This window comes from Streptomyces sp. NPDC058231, assembly GCF_042882275.1.
Classification (GTDB): Bacteria; Actinomycetota; Actinomycetes; order Streptomycetales; family Streptomycetaceae; genus Streptomyces.
This window is the reverse complement of the sequence record NZ_JBHVWN010000016.1, coordinates 12,585-38,695: the sequence shown is the minus strand read 5'-3', so window position 1 is coordinate 38,695 and position 26,111 is coordinate 12,585. Positions and strand designations below refer to the sequence as shown.

Sequence of the window (26,111 nt, the reverse complement as noted above, 5' to 3'; positions counted from 1 at the left end):
CCCGCCACGGTTCACCTTCCGTTCACCCCGCCCCGCAAACCACTTCACCTGATCTGCCTAATTTCGGCTGTGCACGGTGCGCGGCGAAACGCCGCAGCACCCCACACATCGCACGCCGTCGTAGAACGAAACTGACCTCGGCGGCTCCTGGAAGGAAAACCCCGAAAGTGAAGCTTCAGCGCAAGAACCGGCTTCGTGCCACCGCGCTCGGTGCCCTCGCCGTCTCCAGCGCCCTGGTCCTCACGGCGTGCGGTTCGGACAACAACAGTGGTGGCGACACGGGCGGCAGCGGCGAGAAGACGACCGCCGCCGCGTCGAACATCAAGTGTGACGACGCCAAGGGCCAGCTCCTCGCCTCCGGCTCCAGCGCGCAGAAGAACGCCATGGACCTGTGGGTCAAGAACTACATGGCCGGCTGCAAGGGCGTGGAGATCAACTACAAGTCGTCCTCCTCCGGTGAGGGCATCATCGCCTTCAACCAGGGCACCGTCGGCTTCGCCGGCTCCGACTCGGCGCTGAAGCCCGAAGAGGTCACCGACTCGAAGAAGATCTGCAAGACCGGGCAGGGCATCAACCTCCCGATGGTCGGCGGCCCCATCGCCATCGGCTTCCACCTCGACGGTGTCGACAGCCTGACGCTGGACGGCCCGACGCTCGCCAAGATCTTCGACAGCAAGATCAAGAAGTGGAACGACCCGGCGATCGCGAAGCTGAACACGGGCGTCAAGCTGCCGGACAAGGCCATCCAGGCCTTCCACCGCTCCGAGGACTCCGGCACCACGCAGAACCTCGGCAAGTACCTCGCCGCCACCGCCCCGAACGACTGGAAGTACGAGCCCGAGAAGAAGTGGCCGGCCCCCGGTGGCCAGGCCGCGTCGCAGTCCTCCGGTGTCGCCGCGCAGGTGAAGCAGGTCGACGGCTCGATCGGTTACTTCGAGCTCTCGTACGCCTCGTCGCAGTCCATCTCCACGGTCGACATCAACACCGGTGGCTCCGCCCCGGTCAAGGCTTCCTCGGAGAACGCCTCCAAGGCCATCGCCGCCGCCAAGGTCACGGGCACCGGCAAGGACCTGGCGCTCACCCTCGACTACACCACCAAGGCCGAGGGTGCGTACCCGATCGTCCTGGTGACGTACGAGGTCGTCTGCGACACGGGCAACAAGGCCGAGACGCTTCCCACGGTCAAGTCCTTCCTGAACTACACCGCCGGTGACGAGGGTCAGAAGCTCCTCACCGACGCCGGCTACGCGCCGATCCCGGCCGAGATCAACGCCAAGGTCCGCGAGACCATCGGCTCCCTCTCGTAACCAGAAGCACCACCCGTAACACCAGCAGCATCCGGCGGGCCGGCCCGAAACATCCCTACGGACCGGCCCGCCACCCCGACCCATCCGGTGCACCGCCGCCAGGGGAACCCCCGGGTTCCCCCACACAGACCGGAAAGACCATGGCTTCCACCACACCGATAGACATGCCACCGGCACCGCCGGTGCAGCGCAAGCGCGCCAGGCCGAAGGCCGTCGGACGCGCGGGCGACAAGATCTTCCTGGGCCTCTCGCGGGGTTCGGGCATTCTGCTGCTCGTGATCATGGCGTCGATCGCCGTGTTCCTCGCGTACCGCGCAACCCTCGCCGTCTCCAAGGACCAGGGCAACTTCTTCACCACGCTGGACTGGAACCCGGTCGGCGACAAGCCGGTCTTCGGTATCGCGGTCCTGCTCTTCGGCACGGTCGTCAGCTCGATCATCGCGATGGTCATCGCGGTTCCGATCGCTGTCGGCATCGCCCTCTTCATCTCCCACTACGCGCCGCGCAAGCTGGCCGCGCCCCTCGCGTACGTCGTCGACCTGCTGGCCGCAGTGCCCAGCATCGTGTACGGCATCTGGGGCGCCCTCTTCCTGGTCCCGTACCTGGAGGGCCTGAACCTCTGGCTCGACCAGTTCTTCGGCTGGACGTACGTCTTCGAGAAGACCGAGGTGGGCGTCGCCCGCTCGCTCTTCACCGTGGGCATCCTGCTCGCGATCATGATCCTGCCGATCGTGACGAGCGTCAGCCGCGAAGTCTTCCTCCAGGTTCCGCGGATGAACGAGGAAGCCGCCCTCGCGCTCGGCGCCACCCGCTGGGAGGTCATCCGCCTCTCGGTCCTGCCGTTCGGCCGCTCCGGCGTGATCTCCGCGTCGATGCTGGGCCTGGGCCGCGCACTCGGCGAGACGATGGCCGTCGCCACCGTCCTGTCGCCGAGCTTCCTCATCTCGGCGCATGTGCTCAACCCGGGCGGCGGAACGTTCGCCCAGAACATCGCGGCGAAGTTCGACGAGGCCGACCAGTTCGGGCGTGACGCCCTGATCGCCTCCGGTCTCGTCCTCTTCGTCCTCACCCTGCTGGTCAACGGCGCGGCCCGGCTCATCATCGCCCGCCGCAAGGAGTACTCGGGGGCCAACGCATGAGCCAGGCAGCCAAGACCGGCATACAGCAGCGCCCCACCTCGACGGCGGCCGCTTCCCGGAACAGCCTCAGCAGCCGGGCGCTCCCGCGCTGGGCCCCGGTCGCCTTCGCGGCCGGCGCACTCGTCCTCGGCGTCGGCATCGGCGCGGCGGCGGGCTGGCAGAGCCACATCCAGTGGGGCCTGTTCTCCGCCCTGCTCTTCGTCGTCATCTCGTACGTCACGACCTCGGTCGTCGAGAACCGGCGGCAGGCCAAGGACCGGCTCGCCACCAGCGTCGTCTGGGTGTGCTTCCTCCTCGCCGTCGTTCCGCTGGCCTCGCTGATCTGGACGACGGTCAGCCGCGGCGCCGAGGTCCTCGACGGTTACTTCCTCACCCACTCCATGGCCGGTGTGCTCGGCACCGAGCCGGGCGGCGGGGTCTACCACGCACTGATCGGCACGCTGGAGCAGGTCGGCCTCGCCACCTTGATCTCCGCCCCGATCGGCCTGCTGACCGCCGTCTACCTGGTGGAGTACGGAAAGGGCGCGCTGGCCAGGACCGTGACGTTCTTCGTGGACGTGATGACCGGCATCCCGTCGATCGTGGCCGGCCTCTTCATCCTGTCGATCATGCTGATGGCAAAGCTCCAGCCGTCCGGTCTGATGGGTTCGCTGGCGCTCACGATCCTGATGATCCCGGTCGTGGTCCGCTCCACCGAGGAGATGCTCAAGCTCGTCCCGAACGAGCTCCGCGAGGCATCGCTCGCCCTCGGCGTCCCCAAGTGGCGCACCATCCTGAAGGTGGTCCTGCCCACCGCGATCGGCGGCATCACCACGGGTGTGATGCTCGCGATCGCCCGGATCGCCGGCGAGACCGCGCCGATCATGCTGCTGGTCTTCGGCAGCCAGCTGATCAACACCAATCCCTTCGAAGGCGCACAGTCGTCGCTCCCCTTCTACATCTGGGAGCAGTTCAAGATCGGCAGCGAGCCGTCGTACGACCGCGCCTGGGGCGCCGCTCTGGTCCTGATCGCCTTCGTCATGATCCTCAATCTGGTGGCCCGCGGCATCGCCCGCTGGAAGGCCCCGCAGACCGGCCGCTGACGCGGCACGAAAGAAGCAGTGATTCAGATGGCCAAGCGCATCGACGTCAGCGGCCTGTCCGCCTTCTACGGCTCCCACCTCGCCATCGAGGACATCTCGATGACCGTGGAGCCCCGCTCCGTGACCGCCTTCATCGGCCCGTCCGGCTGCGGAAAGTCCACCTTCCTGCGCACCCTGAACCGCATGCACGAGGTCACCCCCGGTGGCCGCGTCGAGGGCAAGGTGCTGCTGGACGACGAGAACCTGTACGGGGCCAACGTCGACCCGGTCACCGTGCGCCGCACGGTCGGCATGGTCTTCCAGCGCCCGAACCCGTTCCCGACCATGTCGATCTTCGACAACGTCGCGGCGGGCCTGAAGCTGAACGGTTCGTACAGGAAGAGCCAGCTGGCGGACGTCGTCGAGAAGTCCCTCCGCGGCGCCAACCTCTGGAACGAGGTCAAGGACCGCCTGAACAAGCCGGGCTCCGGCCTCTCCGGCGGCCAGCAGCAGCGCCTGTGCATCGCCCGCGCCATCGCGGTCGAGCCGGACGTGCTGCTGATGGACGAGCCGTGCTCCGCGCTGGACCCGATCTCGACCCTCGCCATCGAGGACCTGATCGGCGAGCTGAAGGAACGCTTCACGATCGTCATCGTGACGCACAACATGCAGCAGGCGGCGCGCGTCTCGGACCGCACGGCGTTCTTCAACCTCGCGGCGGTCGGCAAGCCCGGCAAGCTCGTGGAGATCGACGAGACGGAGCGGATCTTCTCCAACCCGTCGGTCCAGGCGACGGAGGACTACATCTCCGGACGCTTCGGGTGATCTGAGACGGCCTTGGGGTGCTGCATGGCGGTGCCACCCTCAAGGCGAAAGGGTCCGCCCCCGCTCCTCACGAGGGAGCGGGGGCGGACCCGTTTCAGCTTCGGACCATCGTGGTCCGCGGACGGAGCGCGCCGCCGGGAGGACCCGGCTGCGGCCGGTCGGTCACCCGAACAGCAGGACGACGATCCCGTAACTCGCGGCGGCGACCAGCGCCGCGGCCGGCATCGTGATGAACCACCCGAGGATGATGTTCTTCGCGACCCCCCACCGCACCGCGTTCACCCGCTTCGTGGCACCCACACCCATGATTGCCGAGGTGATCACATGGGTCGTGGAGATGGGCGCGTGGAACAGGTAGGCCGAACCGAACATGATCGACGCGCCGGTGGTCTCCGCCGCAAAGCCCTGCGGCGGGTCCAGCTCGATGATCTTCCGGCCGAGCGTCCGCATGATCCGCCAGCCACCCGCGTACGTACCCAGCGAGAGCATCAGCGCGCAGACGAGCTTCACCCAGACCGGGATCGGGTCGTTGGGGCCCTCGACATCGGCGATGACCAGCGCCATCACCACGATGCCCATCGTCTTCTGCGCGTCCTGCAGACCGTGACCGAGCGCCATGCCGGCCGCGGAGACCGTCTGCGCGATCCGGAAGCCGCGCTTCGCCTTGTGCGGGTTGGCCTTCCGGAACATCCACATGATCGCGACCATCACCAGGTAGCCGACGATCAGGCCGACGACCGGCGAGACGAACATCGGGATGACGATCTTGTCGAGCACCCCGTCCCAGTGCACCAACGTCCCGCCGGCCAGCGCCGCTCCGACCATGCCGCCGAACAGCGCGTGCGACGACGAGGAGGGCAGCCCGAAGTACCAGGTGACGAGGTTCCAGATGATCGCGCCGACCAGGGCGGCGAAGAGGATTCCCATCCCCTTCTGCCCCTCGGGCGTCGCGATCAGGCCTTCACTGACGGTCTTGGCGACCCCCTGGCCCAGGAAGGCACCGGCGAGGTTCATCACCGCGGCCATCGCCAGGGCCGCACGCGGGGTCAGCGCCCGGGTGGAGACCGAGGTGGCGATGGCGTTCGCCGAGTCGTGGAAGCCGTTCGTGTATGTGAAGCCGAGCGCGACACCGATGGTCACGATCAGCGCAAAGGTGTCCACGTGGTTCAGGACTCCTTGACCGCGATGGTCTCCACCGTGTTGGCGACGTGCTCGAACGCATCGGCCGCCTCTTCCAGCACATCCACGATCTGCTTGAGCTTCAGGACCTCGATGGCGTCGTACTTGCCGTTGAAGAGCTGGGCGAGCAGCTTGCGATGGATCTGGTCGGCCTGGTTCTCCAGGCGGTTGACCTCGATCCAGTACTCGGTGAGGTTGTCCATCGTCCGCAGGTTCGGCATCGCCTCGGCGGTCAGTTCGGCCGCTCGCGCCAGCACCTCGATCTGCTGCTCGACACCCTTGGGGAGTTCCTCGACCTGGTACAGCACGACCAGGTCGACGGCCTCCTCCATGAAGTCCATGATGTCGTCGAGCGACGATGCGAGGTTGTAGATGTCCTCGCGGTCGAACGGCGTGATGAACGAGGAGTTCAGCTGGTGGAAGATCGCGTGGGTGGCATCGTCCCCCGCGTGCTCCGCTGCCCGCATACGCTCCGCGATCTCGACTCGGGAGGCAGTGTCCGCCCCGAGCAGTTCCATGAGGAGTTTCGAGCCCGTGACGATGTTGTCCGCGGATGCGGAGAACATGTCGTAGAAGCTCGTCTCCCTGGGGGTCAGACGAAAGCGCACGTGGGGTCCTCGGGATGCTTTGGATTCGGTCAGGCTGATGCTAGGCGCATCATCCGGCCACGGCTAACCGGCATTCTTCAGTGTCGCGCATCGAACACGGTGATCAGCACGGGCCCCCGGTCACGTTTCAGCTGAATTCGTTAGGATATACCCACCAGGGGTATATGAGCGGCAAAGCAGAGGGAAAACGGGAGGCAGTAATGACCACCATCGAGACCACCGGGGCGGCGGAATCCGCGAACGTGACGGATCCCGCACAGGTAGTCACCGACCACGACCGCGGCATACACGGCTACCACCACCAGAAGGCCGACCACGTCAAGCGGCTGCGCCGGATCGAGGGCCAGATCCGAGGGTTGCAGCGGATGGTCGACGAGGACGTCTACTGCATCGACATACTCACCCAGGTCTCGGCTTCGACCAAGGCCCTGCAGTCGTTCGCCCTTCAGCTCCTGGAGGAGCACCTGCGCCACTGCGTCGCCGACGCGGCGGTCAAGGGCGGAGACGAGATCGACGCGAAGGTCGAGGAAGCGACGAAGGCGATCGCCCGGCTGCTCCGTACCTGAGACGGCACCACCCGACGCGCACTCGCGTCATCCCCGGTGCTCGCCCTGCCGGGGGACGGTGGTGCGTTCGGTGCCGACCTCGACGTTGAGCACCTCGTCGATACGGTCCGCACTGAGCCGTTCACCGATCGCGGCCGACGCCGCGATCATCAGCTCACCGCACAGCTCGATCTCGGCGAGGGCCACATGGTCCTGAACGGTCCGAGCGCTGAGCGTCACCACGTACGTCACCTCTCACTGCCGTCGCCGACTTCCTAGCGTAGGGAGCGGAGCACGCGCCGCGCATGGCACGGACGGACCATTTTCGGCCGCGCCGGATGCCTACGCACCCCGTCCGTCGCCCCCGCCGCCGCCTTCTCCGGCCTGCTGGATCTTGCCGGTGTAGATGTCCCGGTCGTCCGGGAGCCGCACGTCCACCGGCACCCCGAATCCGGACAGCAGCGTCGTCGACACCACCTCGACCGCCGGTCCCGCGTTGGCGAAGCTGAACCGGTGCCGCACCTTCCGCAGCCGCCCCGCCTCGTCCAGATACGCGTCGAACGGCACCGCGTCCGTACGGAACCCCTTCGCCGCCGCGGCCAGCGCGCCACGTGACTGCGGTGAGGCGGCCCGCGCCGCCCGCCCGAGATCCGCCGTCCCCCGGTAGTGCCGCACCGTCACCCCGGCGAGCTCGCTCTTCCCCACATACGTCACCTCGCGCGCACCGCGCAGCAGCTCAGCGGCGGCCATCGGGTCGGTGACGCCTCCGGTGACGAGGTTGCCGTCGGCCAGCGTCGTCGTGTCGACCCTGACCCACTTGTCGTCAGGGACCCCCGCACCACGGTTCTTCATGTAGAGCGCGCCGGGGGCGAGGAGTTCGGTGATGGGGAGGTGCTCGGCCTCTCCCCTGGCGTCCTTCGGCAGCACGACGGTGAGCCGGCCGAGCTGGGTGCGGAAGTCGTACCTCCCCCGGCCGGTGATCGTCACCCGCGTCCCCCCGGCCGCGGTCTCCATCGACGTCCGCACCTCGGCGCTCCCGTCGACGGCCTCCCGGCCCCCGGCCTCCGTGCCGGCGAGCACCGCGGCCGCCCGGTGGATCAGCTCGACACCGTCGGACCGGTCCCGCTCGTCGGCGACCGCCCGGTCCCCGCCACCACCGATGGCGAACCCACCGGGACCGCCACTGCCCGAGCATCCGGCGGCCGCCGCCATCACGCCCACCACGGCGAGGGCGCACGCCGCGCGCGCCCCGCCTCCGGACCTCTGCTGCTGCACCACCATCGCCTGCCAACCCCCAACGACGTACCGCTTGCCCGAGCCCCACCCGCTTCGCATAACGACCACCCGTGTCCCCCGTCACGCCGTCGCCACGGGCCTCACGGCCAAGTGGCCGCGACCAGTACCGTGGACGGGTGTACGACCGACACACCGCCGAGGTCCCCGCGGCCGCGCCTCCGACGCCGCCGACACCCCCCACCCACGAGCCCTTCACCATCGAACGCGGCTCGTTCTGCATCGCCCGCTGCGGCTGCGGCTGGACCGGCCCGGCCCGCCGCTCCCGCGATCGCGCCCGCACCGACGCCGAAGATCACCGAGCCGCTCCGTGATCGCCGCTCACCCCGTCCGGCCGCACGCGCCGGTCGCCCCGCGAGTCCACGACCCGGAGGTCCGATGAACCTGCCGAACCGGCGCGCCCTGCTCACCGCGGGCGCGGCAGCGGCCCTCGCGGGCGCCACGACGTCCGCCTGCAGCGGTACCGGCTCCGGCAGCGGAGACAGCGCCTCCGCCACGACCACCGCCACCGCCGCCCCACCGAAACCCTCGTCCGCCACCACCGGCGCGGCGGACTGGTCCGCTCTGGCCAAGAGCCTCGACGGCACGCTCGTACGCCCCCAGGACGCGACATATCCGACAGCTCGTCAGCTCTACAACACCCGGTTCGACGGACAGAAACCTGCCGCCGTCGCCTACGTCCGGCACGAGGCCGACATCCGCGAGTGCCTGGCCTTCGCCCGCCGCAGCTCCACCCCCCTCTCGATCCGCAGCGGCGGCCACTCGTACGCCGGCTGGTCGAGCGGCAACGGCCGGCTGGTCATCGACGTGTCGTCACTCTCCCGGGTCGGCCGGGACGGCACCATCGGCGCGGGCGCCAAGCTCGTCGACGTCTACCGGGGGCTCGCCCCGCACGGTCTGACGATCCCCGGCGGCTCCTGCCCCACGGTCGGCATCTCCGGCCTGACCCTCGGCGGCGGCCACGGTGTCGCTGCCCGCGCGTACGGCCTGACCTGCGACAGCCTCACCGCTGCCACGCTCGTCACGGCCGACGGGAAGACCGTCACCGCCGACGCCACGCACCACCCCGAGCTGTTCTGGGCACTGCGCGGCGCCGGCAACGGCAACTTCGGCGTGGTCACCGAGCTGAAGTTCCGCACCCGTCCCACCCCGCAGACCGTCACCGCGTACATGTCGTGGCCGTGGTCGCGCGCCCGGTCCGTCGTCACGGCCTGGCAGGAGTGGGGCCCGGACCAGCCGGACGAGATCTGGTCCTCCCTACATCTGGCCGCGGGACCCGGCGGCGGCTCCCCGACGGTGACGGTCGCCGCGTTCAGCCTCGGGACCTACGGCGACCTGCAGAACGCCGTCGACCGCCTCGCCGACCGGATCGGCGCACCGGCCTCCTCGGTCTCGCTGCGCCGCCGCACCTACGAGGAGGCGATGCTCGTCTACGCGGGCTGCTCCGGCATCACCGACGCGCAGTGCCATCTGCCCGGCACGACACCGGGCCGTACCGAACAGGGCACGCTGCAGCGCGAGACGTACGCCGCCGCGTCCGACTTCTTCGACCACTCCCTGTCCGCGGCGGGCATCAGCGCTCTGCTCGACCGGACCGAGGCGTTCACCCGGATCAGCCCCGATCCGAGCGGTGGCGGCGGATCGGTCGCGCTCACCGCACTCGGCGGGGCGATCAACCGGGTCGCCCCGGAGGCGACGGCGTTCGTCCATCGCCGTTCCCGGATGCTCGCCCAGTACATCGCCTCCTGGCGCCCCGGCACCGCGGGCACGGCCCAGCAGGACTGGCTCAAAACCACCCACGCGGCGCTGCGGCGCGACGCGTCCGGTGCGGCCTACCAGAACTACACCGATCCGACGCTGACCGACTGGCGGCAGGCGTACTACGGCACGGCGGCCGACCGGCTGACCCGGGTGAAGAAGCAGTACGACCCCGACGTCTTCTACACGGCCCGGCTGGCGCTTTACTGGGGGGGGCGGGGGGGGCCCCCCCGCCCCCCGGGCCCCCGCCCCACCACTGCCGCGCCTATGCGGCCAGGTCCTTCTCGCCGCCGCCCGATCGCGGGCGCGGCTCCGGGATCCCGACCGCGCGCCCCTCCGCGGCCGCCACCGCGGGCCGCCGCGACCGTACGAGCGCGCCGACCCGCTCCGACCGCGCGACCGCCGCGACGACCGGGGTCAGCAACGCCGTCGCGAGCGGCGCGAGCAGCAGCGCGGAGGCCGTGCCGAGCGCGAATCCGCCGATGACGTCGGTCGGGTAGTGGACACCCATGTAGATCCGGCAGAAACCTTCCGCGAGCGCGAGTCCGATCGCGGCCAGCCCGAATTTCCGGTTGACCACGAAGAGCCCCACGGCGAGGGCCATCGCCATCGTGGCGTGGTCGCTGACGAAGGAGAAGTCGTTCTTGCCCGCCACCAGGACGTCCAGCCCCTGGTGGTCACGGAACGGACGCGGCCGTTCCACGAAGCCCCGGATCGGGATGTTGACGATCAGTGCGATCCCGGCGGCGAGCGGCGCCCAGATGATTCCGGTGACCGCGGTCACCGAGTCCTCGGCCGTGCCGCGCCGGCGCACGCTCCACCAGCACCACAGGACCACGAGGACCATGCCGAGCATGATCCCGTACTCGCCGACGAACTCCATGACCTGGTCGAACCAGGTCGGAGCGGACCTGGCGAGCCCATTGATGTCGTAGAGCAGGCTGACGTCGGGGTTCGACCCATCCAGTGCGAGTCCAGCCATCTGCTCCGGCCCCTTGCCTTGTCTGCTGCTGCGGCGGCGCACGCCCGTGTGCGCCGCTGATGACGAACCCCCGTGTTCGGTTCGGTCACTGCTTCTCCCACTGCCCCGTCCGCTGACGCGACCGCGGCCACGTGGAGTACGTGACTGTGCCGGCCAGCGCCGCATGGTCAGTGCGCATGCTGTCCCAGTCCAGGGAACGACACGGCCCGTGCGTACGTTCCACTCTCCACCGAATGATCACCATGACGTTACCGAAGAGTGACTCATCGTCGCAGCTCAGGGCCCGGGCTTCACGGAGAGTTCCAGCCACCGCCGACGGCTCGTCATGCCTCCGGCAGGGCGGTCGGAAGGGCCGCGGCGCCGTCCTTCGTCACCCGGGTCGCGCCGAAGTAGTCGGGCGTGTCGATCTTGTCGAAGCGAATCACCGCCCCGGTGTACGGAGCGTTGATCATGTATCCGCCGCCGACGTACAGCCCGACGTGATGGATCGCCCGGGAGTTCGTCAGATCGTCCGAGAAGAACACCAGGTCCCCGGGGAGCAGCTCGTCGCGCGAGGGGTGCGGGCCGGCGTTGTACTGGTCGTTCGCGACGCGCGGCAGCTCGATGTCGACCGTCCGGTACGCGGCCTGCGTCAGCCCGGAACAGTCGAACCGCCCGCCCTGCGCGGCCGTGCCGTTCCCGCCCCACAGGTACTTCGTACCGAGCTTCTTCTGCGCGAAGTAGATCGCCCCTGCCGCCTGCCGCGAGGGCTCGATCCGCCCGACCGGCCGGGCGAAGCTCTTCTCCAGGGAACGGATGATCTGGACGTAGTTCTGCGTCTCCGAGATCTGCGGGACGCCGCCCGCCCTGATCACCCGGTAGGCACCGGCGTTGTAGGCGGCGAGCATGTTGTCCGTCGGGTCCCCCGGCACCTTCTTGACGTATCCGGCGAGTTCGCAGTCGTAGCTGGCGGCCGAGGGAATGGCGTCGGACGGGTCCCAGACGTCCCGGTCCCCGTCGTTGTCCCCGTCGATACCGTGCCCGGCCCAGGTGCCGGGGATGAACTGCGCGATGCCCTGCGCGGCGGCGTTGCTCTGCGCCCTGGGGTTCCAGCCGCTCTCCTGGTAGAGCTGGGCGGCGAGGAGCGCGGGGTTGATGGCGGGGCAGAGGTTGCCCCATTTCTGCACGAGCGACTGGAACTTCGCCGGCACGGCTCCCTTGGCCAGTCCGACGGCACCGGCGCTGCCGAGACCGGCGGCAGCGGAGTACGTGCCGACGACGAGCAGCGCCACGAAGCACATGGCCGCCCCGATGCCGACCCCACCGACCACCCAGAATTTCCGCACTCCTCAACCATCCCCCATCGGGGACGCGTTCAAGGCCGGTTTCGCGGGTGTGTACGAGTCGTTCGGGTCACCGGGCCCGCCGGCCATTCACTGACGTGTGCTCAGGATCCTGGCTGGGACCAGTAGTCGGACCGCACATTGGGCCGCGGCAGCGGGTACACGCCCTCGTACGCCGGACCGTTCGGCTCGGAGGTGGAATCGGCGACCTTCGACTCCTTCACGCACGGACTGTCCGACTCGAAGAACGCCTGCCCCTCGCCGCGGAAGCTCACGCTGATGCCGAACCCGTCGGCCGTCCGTGCGTAGACGGCCGGGAACACCTCGTCGTTGTTGATCGCCTTGATCCGGTAGTCGTTCGCCCGCCAGAACTTCTCGGCGCGGTCCAGGAAGTCCTTCCGGCGCGAGGCCGCCACCACGGTCATCACCGTGCGCCTGCGCGTCACGTCACAGGTGCCCGTGGTCGTCGGCCCGTGCGCCCACTGCACCTCGGGCTCGATGGCCTTCAGCACCGCGTCGAGCATGCCGTCGGACCGCTCGGCGGCCTGCTGCATGTCCATGCGCCCCTTCTTCCCTCCGGTGTCCTCGCGCACCTGCTGCCCGCTCATGCAGCCGGTCACCGAGAGGCCGAGCAGCAGACCCACCGCAACGATCCGGAACCGTCGCCTCATCGCTGTGCCTCCATCTTGAGCCGGTCGGCGTGTCCCGACACGATCAGGGCGATGCTGTCCGCCGAGACGGCGTCCCTCACCGGATCGAAGTAGAGAGAGTGGGCATCGAAACTCAGACCTGAACCACTGATCACGGGTGGCCCGTCCCCCACGGGGAAGCGCCTGGCCCCGAAGGCCTTGCTCGCTGGGTCCTTCCCGAACCAGAGGTCGTCGTCACCCGGGTCGGCCAGATCCCCGGCGAAGTATGCACCGGCGGGACCGAGCGCCAGCATCCCCAGGGTGCCCACGGCCGCCTGCACCTTGGACGGCAGTTTCGTCACCGGGTCGTTCGCCGCGGCTCCGACGAAGACGTGACCGGCACCTACCCCCAGGTCCACGGCCTGATCCACGCCCACCCCCGGACTGCCGACCAGGATGATGTCGTCGACCCCCGGGATCCCGCCCACGTGCTGCGTCGCGGCGCCCACCGTCCGCGAGCCGTAGGAGTGCCCGATGGCCGTCATATGCGGATCCTTGTTCTGATTGGTGGCCACCAGCCCGCCCATGAACTCGTCGTACGCCACGCCGCCCTTCTCCGCCCGTCCGGTACCCATGACCGCCAGACTCCCGAACCCGTCCGGTGTCTGCGGCGCGTCGTAACCGAGCCAGACGATCGCCGCGGTGGACCGTTCGTACCCCTGGGCGCCGATGGCCGTGTCACGGGCCCGCTTGAGGTCGTTCTTCGCGAACTCCTCGTCCAGGGAGGTGTTCAGACCCGGCACGTACGCGGACACGTTCTTCGACGTGTCCGGGTTCCCGTACGAGACGATCGCCCGCCCGTTCCCCTCGTCGGAGATGCCGAGCAGATACATCGGCGGCTGCTTGCCGTTCTCCCTCAGCTGCCGGTCGATCTCCCGCAGCCCGGCCAGCTGCTTCTGCGACTTCGCGTCGTCCTGTCCCGACAACTTCCCGATCAGCTGCTTCAGGTTCTCGCGGTTGGCAGCGTCCCTGGTCGTCGCCGGAATCCCGTCGAGGTTGCCGATCCTGTCCGGTGACAGCGCGAGGTACTGGTCACGCTGATCCTGCGCCAGCCCGTCCCACCATGCCTTGCGCCCGGCCGGGGTGGCGTCGACCGGGATCCGGGCGTTGAGGTGGTCGCGCTGGTCCGCCCGCACGGCAGCCCCGACCCGGGAACCGGAACCCGGCAGCCCGGCACCGACACCGCCGGCCCCCGTGGACGCCTTGATGAGCTCCCCCGCCGCGCCGGCTCGGTCGCCCCGCGACCACTTGTCGCCTGCGCTCTGCGCGTGCTGGACGACCTGGTCACCGAGGTTCCTGCCGTTGGTGACGGGATGGAGGACGGTGTCGGCGGCGCCGCTGACATCGCCCCAGAGGCCGTCGCCGACGAGTCCGGTGAAGAAGTTCCCGTCCGATGCACGGGCGGCGGCGCTCGAACCGGAGGTCCCGGCCCCGTGGGTGCCTTCGCCGGATGTTCCGGTGCCGCCGGTCGTTCCGGTGCCGCTTGTTGTTCCGGTGCTGCCGGTCGTTCCGGTGCCGCCGCCCCCGCTCGATCCCGATGCGGTGGATCCGCCGGATCCTCCTGATGCGCCCGCACCGCCGGAGTCCGCGCCGCCGGCCGATGCACCGCCGGCCACGGTCGACCCCCCGGAGGCCGTTCCTCCGGACTCCGCGCCTGCGGCGCCACCACCGCCGTCGGTGTCATGACCCGCCACCGCGCCGCCGCCCGTGGTCGGGCAGGCGCTGCCGGTCAACTGACAGATGGCGCTCCGTATCTCACCGGTCAGTTGCCCGCCGATCTGCGTCGCCATGAGCGCCCCGACCAACGCCACGACCACCAGGACCGCACCCAGGTACTCCATCGCGGTCTGCCCGCCGTCCCGGCGGGCCCTGATGACCCGGACCAGAATGAACGGCTGCTGCACAGCCCGCTGTTCGGGTTCGAGCCGGAACCAGGCACGCGAACTCCGCCGCACCAACAGGACGATGGCGACGGCGGGCACCACCAGCTGGGACACACCCTGCACCCCGTCGTCCCCACCCAGCGTGGCCAGCGCGGCGAGGACGAGCCAGATGTGTACGGCCAGAAGTCCACGCCGGATCCAGACGCCGCCGGTCCACATGGACAGCGACAACACGAAGCCGACGATGCCCGGTAACGCCGCGTAGAGCAGCATCCCGAGTAATCGGCCGTCCACCGCATCAACCGAGGACGCCGTCGACAGCACGTCGATCGCGCCGACGAGCGTGATCACAAAGAGGACGCGGACGAGGATCAGCACTGCGTGCAGCGCGCTCGGCAGCGGCTGCCGGCCCAGGCGGACGGGGACATCGTCCGCGTCAGGGCCACCCGGAACCGCTAATCCTCGTATGCCAGACACAGCGAGTCCCCTACCTTGTGAGTGGGTGCAGTGAGCAGTGACAGGTCGGCCACTGCGCGTATGCGACCACAGCAACACCTGGCAGAGCATGGGCCCCAGGGCCCAAACCAAGGCTCAAAGTGCCGGATACACGTAGGGGTTCAGATCACTCCGTCCTGACCGGTCGTCAGGATGCTTCGGCAGACCAGAAGTCGGAGTGGACGTTGGGACGGGGAATGAGATCCGCCCCCTCGTAACTGGGCCCGTTCGGCTGAGTTGTTGACTCGGCCACTGCAGACTTCTGTACACATGGACTGTCAACCTCGAAGAACGCCTGCCCCGACCCTCCGATGATCAGAGTGACCCCGAAGCCGTCTTTCGTCTGTGCGAAGATCGCAGGAAAATCAGCATCGTTGTTGATCGCTTTAATCCGGTAGCCGCTTTTCTTCCAGAAGCGATCCACGAGACCCAAAAAGCCGCCTCGGCGCTCGGCCGAAACAATCGTCATCACCGTGCGCCTTCGAGTTACGTCGCAACTGCCGGTGGTTGTCGGACCGTGAGTCCACTGCACCCTCGGCTCAATCTCACTAAGCACTGCATCGAGGACGCCATCTGCATATTCTGCTGCTCCTTGCATATCCATTTTGCTTCTTCTCCCGTCACTTGCACAGCCAGACACTGTCAGGCACATCAGAATCGACATCAGTGCGACGCGAACCAAAAGCCTCACCGATACTCCTCCGCTTTAAGGTTTCGGGAGCGTCCTGCAGAAATTAAAGCGATGTTAGCCGCCGAAACCGCATCTCTCTCTGGATCGAAATATTGAGAATGGGCATCGATAGATAACCCACTGGTACTGACTACATGCGGACCCTCGCCAACCGGGAAACGTCTTGCCCAAAATTCTCGACTAGCCGGATCCTTGCCGAACCAAAGGTCGTCGTCTCCATAGTCGGCAAGGTCTCCAACGGCATAGGCGGCAGTGGGCCCTCCGGCAATCAACCCAACAACTCCGGCGATTGACTGCCGCTTGGAGGGAAGCTTGGTCACGACGTCATTGTCAGCCGCCCCGACAAAGACGTGTTCTTTCCCGACACCAAGATCCTCGGCACGGTCTACACCAACGCCAGGACTACCAACTAGCACGATGTCGTCGACGCCAGGGATCCCACCGCCGTGCTGCGTGGCAGCACCGACGGTACGCGATCCATACGAATGCCCAATGGCCGTCAAATGCGGGTTCTCATTCTCATTCGTGGCGACTAGACCACCCATGAAACCATTGAATGCACTCCCACCCTTATCAGCCCTGCCATCACCCATTACCGCCAGGCCCCCCAATCCGTCTGGTGCCTGCGGTGCGTCGTAACCGAGCCAAACGATGGCCGCACTACTATGGTCGATATTGCGGGCCCCGATGGCGGTATCACGAGCTCGCCTGAGGTCGCTCTCCGCAAATTCTCGATCCAACGATGTATTCAAACCAGGAACATACGTAGCCACATTTCTTGATGTATCCGGATTCCCGAACGAGACAATCGCTCGACCATTCCCTTCGTCACCGACTCCAAGTAGATACATTGGCGGCTCACCGGGTTTGGGTACCAAATGCAGTTGCCGGTCGATCTCTCGCAGCCCCGCCAGCTGCGTCTCCGCCTTCTCACCCTCCTGTCCGTCCAGCTTCCCGATCAGCAGTTGAAGGTTGTCCCGGTTGGCGGCGTCCCGTACCAAGGCCGGAATCCCGTCCAGGTTGCCGATCTGGTCCGGGTAGACCGCGAGGTATTCCTCCCGCTGTTCCTGCGTCAGCCCGGCCCACCACGCCTTGCGTTCTGCGGGGCTGGCATCGTGCGGGATGGCGTCCTTCAGGTACGCGCCTGCGGCGTTCCGTACCGCTGACGCGTCCGCCGCGGCGTCCGTCCATGCTGCGTCGGGGACCTTCAGGCCGGGCTCGGCCTTCAGCTTCCGCAGGATCCGGGCGTACTGCCAGTCGACCTCCGCCGCCGTCCGCACGGCCTGGACCACGCGGTCGGCGATGGCCTGCGCCTTGGCCACGTTCGGGTTGGGTGCGACGAGTCCCGAGGGCGGCAGCAGGCCCGGCACGCCTCCCCCGGTCGCCTTACCGCCCGGCAGCGGTTTCCCGTCGACCAGCCCCTCACCGGCCTCCGGGTAGGTCACCGAGCCGTCCGCGTGCACCGTGAACTTCAGGGCGGCCGCGTCGTCCAGCGCCTCCTGCAGGGCTCGTTGCTGGGTTCTGATCTCATGGGCCAGGCTGTTCAGCGTCGTCCGGAGCAGTCCGCACTCCGTGTACACGTACTGGAAGTTCCGGCTGAGTTGCCGCAGCCGGCCGACCGCCGCATCGGCTGCCTCGCCCTGCTGCGTGCCGCTCAGCGCGTTCAGCAGTTGCTTGCCGACGCGGTCGCGGCCCGCGTCGGCCAGGTTGCCGGCCCGGCCCCACCCGTCGGCGGCACCTTCCAGCTCGGCGCACTTCAGGTCGCGTAACTGAGCCCAGGTGAGCGTCGAAGTCATCGCCCACCGCCCCGTGCCGCGACCGGCGCGAAGGACGCCTTCACGGCCTCGTTCGTCGCGTGCTGAGCCCGTGCGACGTCCCGCAGGTGCCCGGCGAGAGACCCGCACTCATCCCGCGCGGCCTCGAAACGCCGCTGCCACGACTCGCGCACGGCGCCCAGCTCGGCCAGCGCGGCCAGTCCCGCGTTCCCGGCCACGACGCCCTCGTGCGCGGTGTCCAGCTCGGCCCTCACCGGCCCGAGCAGCGTATGCAGCGCCTCTGCCCCACCCGCGGCCCGCACCCAGGGGCCATCGCTGTGCCGCAGGTCGTGCCCGCCACCACCGGTTCCGCCGGTTCCTCCCGCCCCGCCCAGATCGCTCAGCCGCTGCCGGCCCACCACGGACATGCCGCCCACCCCGCTCCTTGATCGTGGAGCGGCACTCTCCCAAAGACGGCGCACCCGACATGCCCACCGCATCCGGCGGCGGGAAGGATGAACGGCCCTGTATTCCAAGGCCGCACGCCCGCCACCGCCCCTCGCGGGATTCACCCGATCGGTGGGTGTCAGGAGCACGGACCGACCACGTGTGAGCCGTTCGGGGGCGCGCCAGGACGACATGCTTAGACCACATGGCCCGGCAAGTGGTGACGCCTCCACTTTTCTGGTAGTTGCGCATGGTTTCATCTCGCCATGGAGGCGATCAGGTGATGACCGGAGACCGACAGCAGGACACATCCACCCGAGCGGCCACGTCACGGCGGCGCGTACTCACCGCGGCGGCACTGGCCCCGGTACTGGCCGGGGCCGGAACCGGCCCCGCCGCAGCCCGCGCCCTGCCCACCGGCCCGGCCGGTGCGCGCGTGCGACGGCCGGTGAAGCCGGTGCCCACCAGGGCATCGGACTGGGCGGCGGTGGCGAAGGCACTGGGACGCGGCGGCAACATGCTGCGCGGAACGACCTACCACACAGGCTTCCCCCGCGGAGATCTCCATGTGGTCTCCGACGGCGTGACCGTCACGCCGGGGCTCGCGCTCGGAACCCACGTGGCCTTCGTGCGCTACGCCGACGGCACCACGATGGCGATGGGCGATGTGGTGGTCACCGAGCACGAACTGCAGCACGTGATCGACGCCTGGCAGGCGCACGGGATCATGCAGACCGCCCTCCACAAGCATCTGCTCTCCCAGCGCCCCGACATCTGGTGGACCCACGTCCACGCGCACGGCCGCGACGCCGTCGCGCTGGCCCGCGGCCTGCGTGCGGGGTTCGACCGCACCGGGACTCCGCCGCCGGCGCCGCCCCGCCCGGCGGTCCACGTCGACCTGGACACCGCCCGGATCGATGCCGCGCTGGGCGTCAAGGGTTCCACCGAGGACGGGCTCTACAAGTGCATCTTCGTCCGCCGGGAGACCATCCACGACGGGTATCTGGTGCTGCCTCCGGGTCTGGGATCGACCAGCGCCTTCAACTTCCAGCCGCTGGGTGGCGGCCGGGCGGCGCTCAGCGGCGACTGCGCCATGCTCGCCGGTGAGGTCCAGGAGGTGCTGAGCGCCCTGCGGCGCGGCGGGATCAAGCTCGTCGAGCTGCACAACCACCACCTGACGGACGACCCGCGCCTGTTCTTCACCCACTTCTGGGCCGTGGGCGACGCCGTCGAGCTGGCCCGGGCGCTGCGCCCGGCCGTGGCCGCCACCAACGTGGTGCCGGCCACCACGGGCTGAAAGGGGCCCCTTCCCCGGGACCCGCGTACGCCACCGGCACCGTCGGGCGGCCTACGCACACGATGCCGGCGCACCCTGCCCCTTTTCCGGGCCGGGGCGCGCCGGCATCACCGGAGCGGGCGCTTCATATGGACCAATTGCCCGGAGCGGCGCGTCTCCCGGCGGACGATCGGGTACCTCTGACCTGTTCATCCCGGAACGTCCGGGAATCAGAGAACAGATCCCATACCTGGAGCTCCGTATGGAACCCGTGTCTCCCCCGCGGAACTGCCCGTTCGACTATGCCGAGGCCCTCGAATTCGATCCGCTGCTGAGGCAGTTGCAGACCGAGGGACCCGTTGCCCGCATCCGACTGCCCCACGGCGACGGGGAGGCATGGCTCGTCACCGGCTACGACGACGTTCGTACGGTGACCACCGACCGGCGCTTCAGCCGCAGCGCCATCATCGGCCGGAACTTCCCGCGCATGACCCCCGAGCCCATCGTTCAGGACGAAGCCATCAACGTGATGGACCCGCCGGGCAGCAGTCGCCTGCGCAGCCTCATCTCCAAGGGCTTCGCTCCGCGCCACATGGAGCGCATGCGGGCCCGGACCCAGCATGTGGTGGACGATCTGCTGGACCGGATGGAGGAGCACGGCTCCCCTGCCGACCTCTTCGAGCACCTCGCTGCTCCGCTGCCCCTGACCACCATCTGCGAGGTCCTCGACATTCCGGAGGGCGAACGCGCACAACTGCGCACGCACGCCCGGACCATGATGGACACCGGCATCGACAACCGGGACGCCGCGGTACGGGCGAAGGCGGATCTCCGTGCCTACTTCGCGACGTTGACGGCGCAGCGGCGGCAGAATCCGGGCGAGGACCTGATCAGCGCGCTGGCCACCGCCCGCGACGGGGACGAGCTCCTCAACGATCAGGAACTGACCGTCATGGCCATGGTCCTGCTCATCACGGGCCAGGACACCACGACGTACCAGATCGGGAACATCGCGTACGCGCTGCTCACCCGCCCCCGGGAGCTGGCCATGCTGCGTGATCACCCCGAGATGCTCCCGCAGGCCATCGAGGAACTGCTGCGCTTCATCCCCTTCCGCAAGGGCGTCGGCATCCCCCGCGTCGCCACCGAGGACGTGGAACTGAGCGGGGTGAAGATCAGGGCGGGGGAGATCGTGCACGTCTCCTATCTGACCGCCAACCGGGACGGCCGGAAGTTCGACCGCCCCGACGAGCTGGATCTGGAGCGCAGCGGTCCGTCCCACATGACCTTCGGCTGGGGCGGCCACCACTGCCTCGGCGCGCCACTGGCCGCCGCCGAGCTCCAGATCGCGCTCGGAACCCTCCTGGAGCGTTTCCCGGACCTGGAGCTGGCCAAGCCCGCCGACGAGGTGCGCTGGAACAAGACATCGATCTGGCGCTATCCGCTCGCGCTGCCCGTCACCTGGTGACGTAGTCACCCCCGGCACGGCGCCGGGCAGGCGTCCGGCCGGGCCCGTACACGTACACACCGCATGTACGGGCGGACCGCCTACCCGGCCGGGCCGCCGTGCGCAGTGCGGGGGCCGCCGAAGAGGTGAAAGTGGCGCCCCGGCGGAAACGGGCCGGCCACCGGCGGCTCCCACGGATCGTGGAGCACGCCGGCCCGGGCCGCAGCCCGGTGAACGCTTCCGACGGCGGTCGGATACGGGTACCGGACGCGTCGACCTACCCGGAACACCGGGCGTGGGCCCCGCCCTCCGGGGCCCACGCACCGTAGTCGCAGAGAGGGCTCTCTTCAGCCCCCTGTCTGTCCCTGTCGGCCGTAGGCAGCGGTCGATCCGCCCCGTCGTGACAGCGCGTTCTGTCGACATGCAGCCCGCATCCGCCTGCCGTAGCGTGATGCCGAGAGCCAACCGAGAGCGTGGCGGAGAAGCACCCTGCCCATACGGCGAAATCCCAGTCCATACGTGTGAGAAAACATCCTTATTCTCGGTTGGCCGGCCCGCGCCCATTCCTGGGGCATCGATCTCGGCGCCACCACCACTGACGCTCCGTTCCGCGGGCAACCGCGCGTACGCGGCCTCGGTGACTGCCGCCGGGCCGCCGAATGCCCCGTATCCGTTCGGGGCGCGGCCGTATGGACCATCGTCCGCTAGGAGGAGATCCATGGCGGTACTCTGCAAGCCGGCCATCGCGGTTCCCGAGTACGTCATCACCAACGACGAAACTCTGGAACTGGCACAACGGTTGCACGGCGACCATCCGCAACTCAGCCTCGTCCTCCGTCTGATCGAACACACGGGGGTGCAGAAAAGGCACCTGATCCAGCCGATCGAAAAGGTCCTGCAGCACCCGGGGTTCGATGAGCGCAGCAGGATTTATGAGGCGCAGACCAAGGACCGGGTCCCGGCGGTCGTCCGCCAGGCACTCGACCAGGCGGAAGTCGAAGCGTCGCAGATCGACCTGATCATCTACGTCTCGTGCACCGGCTTCATGATGCCCCCGCCGACCGCATGGCTCATCGACACGATGGGCTTCCGGCCTCAGACGCGGCAGATGCCGATCGCCCAACTCGGTTGCGCCGCAGGCGGTGCCGCCATCAACAGGGCCCACGACTTCTGCACGGCGTACCCCGACGCGAACGTACTGGTGGTCGCCTGCGAGTTCTGCTCGCTCTGCTACCAGCCGACCGACCTGGGTGTGGGATCGCTGCTCTCCAACGGCCTGTTCGGCGACGGGATCGCGGCCGTCGTCGTACGGGGCAGCGGTGGCACCGGAATCCGCCTGGAACGCAACGGTTCGTACATCATCCCCGGGACCGAGGAGTGGATCTCGTACGCGGTCCGGTCCACGGGCTTCCACTTCCAGCTCGACAAGCGCGTGCCCGGCACCATGGAGCCACTCGCCCCGGCGCTGTCCGCCATGGCGGAGCAGCACGATTGGAACGCCAGCAAGCTGGACTTCTACATCATCCACGCCGGCGGACCACGCATCCTGGACGACCTGAGCCGCTTCCTCGACGTGCCGCCCGAGGCGTTCCGCTTCAGCCGGGCCACGCTCACCGAATACGGCAACATAGCGAGCGCGGTGGTGCTCGACGCCTTGTCCCGCATGTTCGACGAGGCATCGGCCCTCCACGGGCACCGCGGCCTGATAGCGGGGTTCGGTCCCGGCATCACCGCCGAAATGGCCCTGGGGTCCTGGACCTCGGAACCCGAGACATGAGCCGCGCGGCAACGCGGTACCCGCACTCTCCACCCTGACCAGGGAACCCGTACCCCACAGCAGCCCCCGGCCCCCGGTCCTCAGGCGATATCCACAGCCTGAGGACCGGGGGCCGCCTGCGTGCCCGTCCGGTGCCGGGGATCTGCGCTCTCCTCGCCCGGGTCCGACGGCTGACCCGCGCGACCTGCGGCTGGACGCGGCACCACGGGCGCCCCGTTCTGCACATGACACGGCTGCAATACTGATCTTTCTGTTCATCCGCCGCCGCCACCGCGCGACAGCCGGACCTGCTGAGGCGACAGCCCTGCCCAGGCTCTCCCGTGGAGCGCGGACACAGGGAGACGGCAACCACGTGGGGAGACCATGAGATGGCATGGGACGAGTGGGAAGAGCTGAAGGCCGAGGCGCTCGCCCGACGGCAGAACCACATGCGGCTGAACAGCGCCGGCGGCGGTGACGCACCCGATCTCAAGACGAACGCCCCGGGCAGGAAAGCGGCGATCAAGGCGCTGCGGGAGGACATCCGCCCCGGTACCGACAAGGCGGGCGCCCATGCCGACGAGTCCTCGGACTCCGCCGTAAGGGAGTTCTCCGGCTGGGACACCGGATCCGGCCTCAAGGCCGCTCTGGAGGAGTGGGGGCTCCAGGTCAAACACCTCAAGGGGCGCCTGGAAGGCGACCAGTCGGCGCTGGCGCAGACCGGACACGACTTCCAGTACGTCGACTTCGACGTGCGGAACCGGATGACACAGGTCGGCACCGGGCACGACCGGCACGGGGCCTAGGGATCGGGGGACACGCATGCTCACCTACCAGGACGCCGTCACCATCGAAATCGGTGTGCTGACCACGGCGGCGGCCGACTGGGACGGCATGGCGGACGGCTTCGACGAGCTCGAAGGCCTGTACAAGTCGAAGGTGGAGAGCCTCGCGAACGACGGCAGTTGGGTCGGCGCCGCCGCCGGGGCGGCCTCTCCTCGCTTCTCCAGCACGCGCAAGCAGTTCGCCGACGCGCAGGTGGAGGCGAGGGCCATCGCCTCGATCCTGCGGGACGCCCATGAGCAGTTCTCCCGGCTGACCGGCCACGTGAAAGATCTCGTCGGGCAGGCGGAGAAGAACGACATGGCCGTCAACGCCCAGGGAGAGGCGGTCTACGACTTCGGGAAGCTCACACCTCTGCGGCACGACGAGGAGTACCCGGCGTACGTCTCGAAGGCCAAGGAGGCGGAAGCCGCCTGGACCAGAAAGATCAGGAACGCCGTACAGGCGGTGGATGACGCCGACCAAGGCGTCAAACTCGCTCTCCACGAAGCGGCGGGCATCAAGGACCTCTTCCAGCGCATGGTGGACGGCGCCCTGGGCCAGGAACACGGATTCAACGGCGGTGCGGTCGGCGACATCGAGGTGTACGAGGCCCGTGAGGCCAAGCGGTATGCGGACGAGATCCTGGCCGGCCGGAAGCCCGGCGATCTGCGGGAGTGGGAGCGCCTGATGCGCGACAACTCCGGCGACAAGGTCTTCAGCCGGACGTTCCTGGACTCGCTCGGCCCCGACCGGACGCTGAAACTGTCCAACCGGATCGACGACCTGGCGTACTTCGACGACACCGCGCACAAGAGCGCCTACCTGCAGATCAACGGCGGCCTGTCCGACTCACTGGCCACCGCGACACGCGTCCCGGAGTTCAAGGGCGCGAGCGGTGAGCACCTGCGCTACGGGACCGACGCGTACGACGCGGCATTCGGCAAGTGGTCGCGGACCGGGGACGCACAGTTCTACGACAGGTGGCGCGAGGCGCTGCACGAACACGGCGACGACAGGTACGACCTCGAAGCGGCGGGCGACAAGGTCAACACCGTCGCCAAAGGGCACGACCAGCAGGTGCGCGGCTACCAGAGCCTGGCCACGCTGATGCAGCAGGGTCACGGGTACTCGCCGCAGTTCGTCGCGGACGTCACCGACGACATGATCGCGATGGAGAAGAAGGACCCGGACATCTGGGACCTGTACGGCCACTTCAGCGGCAAGGACCAGGACGGCTGGTTCGCGAACGACCCCGTCGACGGCACCCTGGGCGTGCTGTCCCGGGACCCGGAGGGCGCGGCCGGATATCTCGACCCGGGCACGGCCGCCGGCAAGGACCGGCTCGACTATCTCCTGGGCAACGGCGACGGGAGCCGCGACTGGGACCTGACCAACACCACCCGCTGGCAGGGACCCGGCGGCAACGTCGAGGTGGACGCGGGCGACATCCAGGACACCGACAGCCGCAAGGGCCTCGGCGATGCACTGACCGCGGCCGCCACCGGCATCGACCCGTCCGGATCCGCACCACAGGGCCCCACGTCGCACACGGCGGCCAACGACCGCGTCTTCGTGAGCGCGCTGGACGTCCTGTCCGGCCAGGGTGACGACATGCCGGCGTCGCTGCGCGACGACATGGCGAAGATCATGACCAATCACGGTCATGAGGTGTATGTGGCGATGAGCGACCCGAGCGAGCTCCGGCAGCCGGACCACGGCCCCAAGCTGGACGTCGACCAGGTCATGGAGCTGACGAAGCAGGTCTCCAGGAGCCAGGAGTCCTACGGCATGCTCCACGAAGGCATGAACCATGCCATCGTCGACGACTTCCACGACCGCTCCAGGAAGCCGGAGGACACACTGAACTCGGCCGGCTACGCGGTCGGCTTCATGGAGGAGGCCCGGTACAACGCGCTCAAGGGCGACCAGCACGACTACACCTGGGACAAGGCGTGGAGCTATCACGGTTCGGGTGCGCTGCTCAACTTCATTCCCGTCGTCGGTGATGTCGCCCAACGCGGTGCCGACGTGGTCACCAGCGCCTGGATCATGGACGAACAGCAGCACCAGGCCGACCAGTTGACCAGCGACAACCAGGCGACGTACGACACCCGGCGAAATCAGCTGAACACGCTCGCCCAGCAGTGGCACTCGGTCAACTCGGACTGGGCGTACAGCCATACCGGGTACTCGTACGAGGACGGAATGTACAAACAGATCGCCGCGGCGGCCAACCACGGCAATGACATGGCGGACGGCATAGCAGGAGATCAGTAGTGAAGAAGCTGAAACATTGGGCTGTCGCCCTGGCATGTGTGGCCACCATGGGAACGGCATCGGGCTGCGGCAGTTCGCTCTCCGTCCCGGACAAGTTCTGCCAGGTCCCGGTGAAGAGATCCGCGCTGTCCCCGCTCGTCCCGGAAGGCGACGCCCTCGCGCAGAAGTACTCGGAGTCCCAGGCGCAGCCCGGGGCCGCCTGCATCCTGAGCGTGGATGACCACCAGGTTCTCTCCGTCAATCTGCTGCGCTGGGACCATGCTCCGGACCCGGTGAACTGGAAAGCCGTGGCCTCCCCGTACAAGCACGCCGCCAAGCGGGACGTGTCGTTCCCCGGCGGCGCGGTGATCGGAAGCGATCAAGCCGTGGTCCAGGCGAACTGCGACTCTCCGTCCGCATACATGTCGTTCACCTTCTTCTTCCGAGGCGCACGCGTCGAGGAGTCCGCCGGGGGCTACAAGAAGCTCCAGCACTTCATCGACGACTTCGTACCCCGCGAGACGAAGAAGTTCGACTGCACCGGATAGCGGGCCCGGACTCGGCTCCGTGCTT

The 26,111-nt window shown here is 68.4% G+C and carries 23 protein-coding genes and 1 pseudogene; 13 read left to right on the top strand and 11 right to left on the bottom strand.

Annotated elements, in window-relative coordinates; all coding sequences use genetic code 11:
* Positions 1-167 precede the first annotated feature (167 nt).
* The 4 genes from pstS to pstB all read left to right on the top strand — a co-directional run bounded on the left by pstS (position 168) and on the right by pstB (position 4,332).
* Positions 168-1,307, top strand: a complete 1,140-nt coding sequence (pstS, locus tag ACFVXE_RS14235) for a phosphate ABC transporter substrate-binding protein PstS (RefSeq protein ID WP_389671419.1) — start codon at positions 168-170, stop codon at positions 1,305-1,307.
* A 140-nt stretch (positions 1,308-1,447) separates the two neighbouring features.
* On the top strand, positions 1,448-2,446 hold the full coding sequence (pstC, locus tag ACFVXE_RS14230) for a phosphate ABC transporter permease subunit PstC (protein WP_389671418.1): 999 nt from the start codon (positions 1,448-1,450) through the stop codon (positions 2,444-2,446).
* Complete coding sequence (gene pstA, locus ACFVXE_RS14225; protein ID WP_389671417.1) at positions 2,443-3,528, top strand: phosphate ABC transporter permease PstA; 1,086 nt, start codon at positions 2,443-2,445, stop codon at positions 3,526-3,528. The genes pstC and pstA overlap by 4 nt, the downstream gene beginning before the upstream one ends.
* Positions 3,529-3,555: 27 nt before the next feature.
* Positions 3,556-4,332, top strand: a complete 777-nt coding sequence (gene pstB / locus ACFVXE_RS14220; protein ID WP_389671416.1) for a phosphate ABC transporter ATP-binding protein PstB — start codon at positions 3,556-3,558, stop codon at positions 4,330-4,332.
* Between the two features lie 162 nt (positions 4,333-4,494).
* On the opposite strand, the gene ACFVXE_RS14215 is transcribed toward pstB, so the two are convergent.
* Positions 4,495-5,493: an anion permease gene (locus ACFVXE_RS14215; RefSeq protein WP_389671415.1), complete on the bottom strand. Its 999-nt coding sequence runs from the start codon at positions 5,491-5,493 to the stop codon at positions 4,495-4,497.
* A gap of 5 nt (positions 5,494-5,498) precedes the next feature.
* Positions 5,499-6,119, bottom strand: coding sequence for a DUF47 domain-containing protein (locus tag ACFVXE_RS14210; RefSeq protein ID WP_389671414.1), 621 nt, complete (start codon positions 6,117-6,119; stop codon positions 5,499-5,501).
* A 200-nt stretch (positions 6,120-6,319) separates the two neighbouring features.
* Between ACFVXE_RS14210 and ACFVXE_RS14205 the strand changes: the two genes are divergently transcribed.
* Positions 6,320-6,685 (top strand): metal-sensitive transcriptional regulator, encoded by a 366-nt coding sequence (locus ACFVXE_RS14205; RefSeq protein WP_389671413.1) that lies wholly within the window; start codon positions 6,320-6,322, stop codon positions 6,683-6,685.
* 27 nt (positions 6,686-6,712) lie between these two features.
* Here ACFVXE_RS14205 and ACFVXE_RS14200 read toward each other — a convergent pair whose 3' ends face one another.
* Together ACFVXE_RS14200 and ACFVXE_RS14195 are read right to left on the bottom strand one after the other, a co-directional pair.
* Positions 6,713-6,907: a hypothetical protein gene (locus ACFVXE_RS14200; protein WP_389671412.1), complete on the bottom strand. Its 195-nt coding sequence runs from the start codon at positions 6,905-6,907 to the stop codon at positions 6,713-6,715.
* A 99-nt stretch (positions 6,908-7,006) separates the two neighbouring features.
* The gene (locus tag ACFVXE_RS14195; RefSeq protein WP_389671411.1) at positions 7,007-7,945 is read right to left on the bottom strand and encodes a hypothetical protein; all 939 of its coding nucleotides are present in this window, start codon (positions 7,943-7,945) and stop codon (positions 7,007-7,009) included.
* 131 nt (positions 7,946-8,076) lie between these two features.
* On the opposite strand from ACFVXE_RS14195, the gene ACFVXE_RS14190 reads away from it, so the two are divergent.
* Together ACFVXE_RS14190 and ACFVXE_RS14185 are read left to right on the top strand one after the other, a co-directional pair.
* Positions 8,077-8,271, top strand: coding sequence for a hypothetical protein (locus ACFVXE_RS14190; protein WP_389671410.1), 195 nt, complete (start codon positions 8,077-8,079; stop codon positions 8,269-8,271).
* A 64-nt stretch (positions 8,272-8,335) separates the two neighbouring features.
* Positions 8,336-9,904: pseudogene (locus ACFVXE_RS14185) on the top strand (FAD-binding oxidoreductase); the annotation flags it as partial.
* Between the two features lie 76 nt (positions 9,905-9,980).
* On the opposite strand, the gene ACFVXE_RS14180 reads toward ACFVXE_RS14185, so the two are convergent.
* From ACFVXE_RS14180 to ACFVXE_RS14150, 7 genes are all read right to left on the bottom strand, one after another.
* Entirely contained in the window at positions 9,981-10,697 is a 717-nt protein-coding gene (locus tag ACFVXE_RS14180) for a phosphatase PAP2 family protein (RefSeq protein WP_389671409.1), read from the bottom strand.
* Positions 10,698-11,020: 323 nt separating this feature from the next.
* Positions 11,021-12,022, bottom strand: coding sequence for an NlpC/P60 family protein (locus ACFVXE_RS14175; protein ID WP_389671408.1), 1,002 nt, complete (start codon positions 12,020-12,022; stop codon positions 11,021-11,023).
* 101 nt (positions 12,023-12,123) lie between these two features.
* Positions 12,124-12,690, bottom strand: a complete 567-nt coding sequence (locus tag ACFVXE_RS14170; protein ID WP_389671407.1) for a hypothetical protein — start codon at positions 12,688-12,690, stop codon at positions 12,124-12,126.
* Complete coding sequence (locus ACFVXE_RS14165; protein ID WP_389671406.1) at positions 12,687-14,969, bottom strand: alpha/beta hydrolase; 2,283 nt, start codon at positions 14,967-14,969, stop codon at positions 12,687-12,689. Before ACFVXE_RS14165 ends, ACFVXE_RS14170 begins: the two co-directional genes overlap by 4 nt.
* Before the next feature lie 265 nt (positions 14,970-15,234).
* Positions 15,235-15,690, bottom strand: coding sequence for a hypothetical protein (locus ACFVXE_RS14160; RefSeq protein ID WP_389671405.1), 456 nt, complete (start codon positions 15,688-15,690; stop codon positions 15,235-15,237).
* 83 nt (positions 15,691-15,773) lie between these two features.
* Positions 15,774-17,573, bottom strand: coding sequence for an alpha/beta hydrolase (locus ACFVXE_RS14155; RefSeq protein ID WP_389671404.1), 1,800 nt, complete (start codon positions 17,571-17,573; stop codon positions 15,774-15,776).
* Positions 17,570-17,959 (bottom strand): hypothetical protein, encoded by a 390-nt coding sequence (locus tag ACFVXE_RS14150; RefSeq protein WP_389671500.1) that lies wholly within the window; start codon positions 17,957-17,959, stop codon positions 17,570-17,572. Before ACFVXE_RS14150 ends, ACFVXE_RS14155 begins: the two co-directional genes overlap by 4 nt.
* A gap of 302 nt (positions 17,960-18,261) precedes the next feature.
* On the opposite strand from ACFVXE_RS14150, the gene ACFVXE_RS14145 reads away from it, so the two are divergent.
* The 6 genes from ACFVXE_RS14145 to ACFVXE_RS14120 all read left to right on the top strand — a co-directional run bounded on the left by ACFVXE_RS14145 (position 18,262) and on the right by ACFVXE_RS14120 (position 26,086).
* Positions 18,262-19,275 carry a DUF1259 domain-containing protein gene (locus ACFVXE_RS14145; RefSeq protein WP_389671403.1) on the top strand — a complete coding sequence of 338 codons (1,014 nt, stop codon included), beginning with the start codon at positions 18,262-18,264 and terminating at the stop codon, positions 19,273-19,275.
* Between the two features lie 241 nt (positions 19,276-19,516).
* Positions 19,517-20,722 (top strand): cytochrome P450, encoded by a 1,206-nt coding sequence (locus tag ACFVXE_RS14140; protein ID WP_389671402.1) that lies wholly within the window; start codon positions 19,517-19,519, stop codon positions 20,720-20,722.
* A 697-nt stretch (positions 20,723-21,419) separates the two neighbouring features.
* Positions 21,420-22,478, top strand: a complete 1,059-nt coding sequence (locus ACFVXE_RS14135; protein WP_389671401.1) for a type III polyketide synthase — start codon at positions 21,420-21,422, stop codon at positions 22,476-22,478.
* Between the two features lie 368 nt (positions 22,479-22,846).
* Positions 22,847-23,263: a hypothetical protein gene (locus tag ACFVXE_RS14130; protein ID WP_389671400.1), complete on the top strand. Its 417-nt coding sequence runs from the start codon at positions 22,847-22,849 to the stop codon at positions 23,261-23,263.
* A 16-nt stretch (positions 23,264-23,279) separates the two neighbouring features.
* Positions 23,280-25,559, top strand: coding sequence for a hypothetical protein (locus tag ACFVXE_RS14125; RefSeq protein ID WP_389671399.1), 2,280 nt, complete (start codon positions 23,280-23,282; stop codon positions 25,557-25,559).
* On the top strand, positions 25,559-26,086 hold the full coding sequence (locus tag ACFVXE_RS14120) for a hypothetical protein (RefSeq protein WP_389671398.1): 528 nt from the start codon (positions 25,559-25,561) through the stop codon (positions 26,084-26,086). Before ACFVXE_RS14125 ends, ACFVXE_RS14120 begins: the two co-directional genes overlap by 1 nt.
* Positions 26,087-26,111: the final 25 nt, after the last annotated feature.